The organism is Sphingomonas sp. (assembly GCF_031380695.1).
Lineage (GTDB): Bacteria > Pseudomonadota > Alphaproteobacteria > Sphingomonadales > Sphingomonadaceae > Sphingomicrobium.
Genome location: NZ_JANMWY010000226.1, coordinates 1 through 1,910, shown reverse-complemented (window position 1 = coordinate 1,910; position 1,910 = coordinate 1). Strand labels below are relative to the sequence as shown.

General features: G+C 62.5%; 3 protein-coding genes. 2 read left to right on the top strand and 1 reads right to left on the bottom strand.

Features of this window, described 5'->3' with window-relative positions; genetic code table 11:
- Positions 1 to 6: 6 nt before the first annotated feature.
- On the top strand, positions 7 to 171 hold the full coding sequence (locus tag RMN84_RS08045) for an aldehyde dehydrogenase family protein (RefSeq protein ID WP_309611659.1): 165 nt from the start codon (positions 7 to 9) through the stop codon (positions 169 to 171).
- A 16-nt stretch (positions 172 to 187) separates the two neighbouring features.
- Here the strand turns inward: RMN84_RS08045 and RMN84_RS08040 are convergent, their stop codons facing one another.
- Positions 188 to 775 carry a hypothetical protein gene (locus RMN84_RS08040; protein ID WP_309611658.1) on the bottom strand — a complete coding sequence of 196 codons (588 nt, stop codon included), beginning with the start codon at positions 773 to 775 and terminating at the stop codon, positions 188 to 190.
- 80 nt (positions 776 to 855) lie between these two features.
- On the opposite strand from RMN84_RS08040, the gene RMN84_RS08035 reads away from it, so the two are divergent.
- A partial coding sequence (locus tag RMN84_RS08035; protein WP_309611657.1) for a thiamine pyrophosphate-binding protein occupies positions 856 to 1,910 on the top strand: 1,055 nt, incomplete at its 3' end.

Genomic DNA, 1,910 nt, shown 5'->3' with positions numbered 1-1,910 from the left:
GCCAATTTGCTCGGCGACGCGATCGAGGCGGGGATGGTCGGGATCAACAGCTTCGGCATCTCGACGGCCGACGCCCCGTTCGGTGGGGTCAAGGATTCAGGCTTCGGGTCGGAGGGCGGCACGGAGGGCCTGGAAACCTATCAGGTGGTCAAGGCGATTCACCAGGCGTGAGAGATCACGAAAAATTCTAAGGGCGCTGTCTGTCAAAACTCCACTTTCGAACCGCCTGCACGCCAGCCAGCAGCACGATCAGGCCTCCGAAAACGAGCCATAATCGCGCCCAGCCGTGAAAGACGTCGGGGCCAGACGTGAACGGGAGAAATGCACCGACAACTGCGGCCATGGCAAGCTGTCCGTAACTAATTTTCTTGAAGAAGATTGACCGCATTTCTTCCCGCGTCCGCTTGCGTCCGATTGGAGCGCGCCCGCCGAGTTCACGAGCTGGCGATCCTCGAACCCAATACATCAAGGTGAGCGCGACAATCGCAATTGCGCTGATTCCAATATAGGTCGGCACGTCCGGTAATTCGGATTTTGTAGCGGCGGTCCACCATATCACCAATGCAAAAAAGGCGACTAGGGCGGCCATCATTCCACCCAGGATGACCCGGATGAGCGATTTGTACTGACGAATGAAGCGCTCACGTTCGTCCGCACTGACAGGGATCGGTTCGTCCTTCTGATTGCGGCGGTAAAGGTATCTTCCATCAGCGGCGACTTCGAACTGAGCCTCGAAGTTCTCGTGCATCTTCTGAATGCTGTTATTCATACTCATCGGCCAATCTTATATCGGCTGTTGCCGACGTCAATGAGACGCACTTCCGTCAAATTGATCTCCCGGCTAAAGCGCTTTCCATGACAACTCCCCTCCGCACCGGTGGCCGCATCCTCGTGGATCAGCTCATCGCCCAAGGCTGTGACCGGGTGTTTACCGTACCGGGCGAAAGCTTCCTCGCGGTGCTCGACGCGCTGCACGATGCGCCGTCGATCGATGTCGTCGTCTGCCGGCAGGAGGGCGGGGTCGCCTATATGGCCGATGCTGACGGCAAGCTGACCGGGCGGCCGGGCGTGGCGTTCGTGACGCGCGGGCCGGGGGCGACCAACGCTTCGGCCGGGGTCCATGTCGCGATGCAGGACTCCACCCCGCTGATCCTGTTCGTCGGCGACCTCGATCGCGGCGACAAGGATCGCGAAGGGTTTCAGGAGGTCGATTTTGCGGCCTTCTTCACGCCGATCGCCAAGTGGGCGGCGCGGATCGACGATGCCCGCCGCATCCCCGAATATGTCGCGCGGGCGTATCGCGTGGCGACGGCGGGGCGGCCGGGACCGGTTGTGCTCGCGATCCCCGAGGACATGCTGCGCGATTGCGTCGAGGCGGTCGATCGGCCTGCCATTGCGCCGATCGCCCAGCCAGCCTGTGCTGGCGCGGTGGGCGCGATGTTCGAGCTGCTCAAGGACGCGACCAATCCGGTGGCAATTATCGGCGGAGCCGACTGGAGCCCAGCGGCGGCGCATCATTTCGCCAATTTCGCAGCGCGCCATGGCATCCCGGTCGCGGCGGCGTTCCGGCGACAGGATGCGGTCGCGAACAGTTGCTCCGTCTATGCCGGCAATCTGGGTTATGGGCCCAATCCCTTGCTGCAGCAGCGCATTCGCGAGGCGGACTTGCTGCTCGTCGTCGGCGCGCGGCTCGGCGAGGCGACGACCGATGGCTACAAGCTGATCACGCCCGATCATCCCGAGCAGATTCTGGTTCACATCCACCCCGATCCGAACGAGCTCGGCCGTGTCTATCGCGCCGACCTGCCGATCTGCGCCGACATGGCCGAGTTCGCCGAGGTCGTGGCCGACTGGCATGATCCGGAGTTGGTACGGTTTGCGGCGGGCGAGGAAGCGCATCGCGATTGGCT

Coding starts and splice junctions, on each gene's coding strand:
- RMN84_RS08040 (WP_309611658.1), bottom strand. CDS start 775: ATGAGTATGAATAACAGCATTCAGAAGATGCACGAGAACTTCGAGGCT.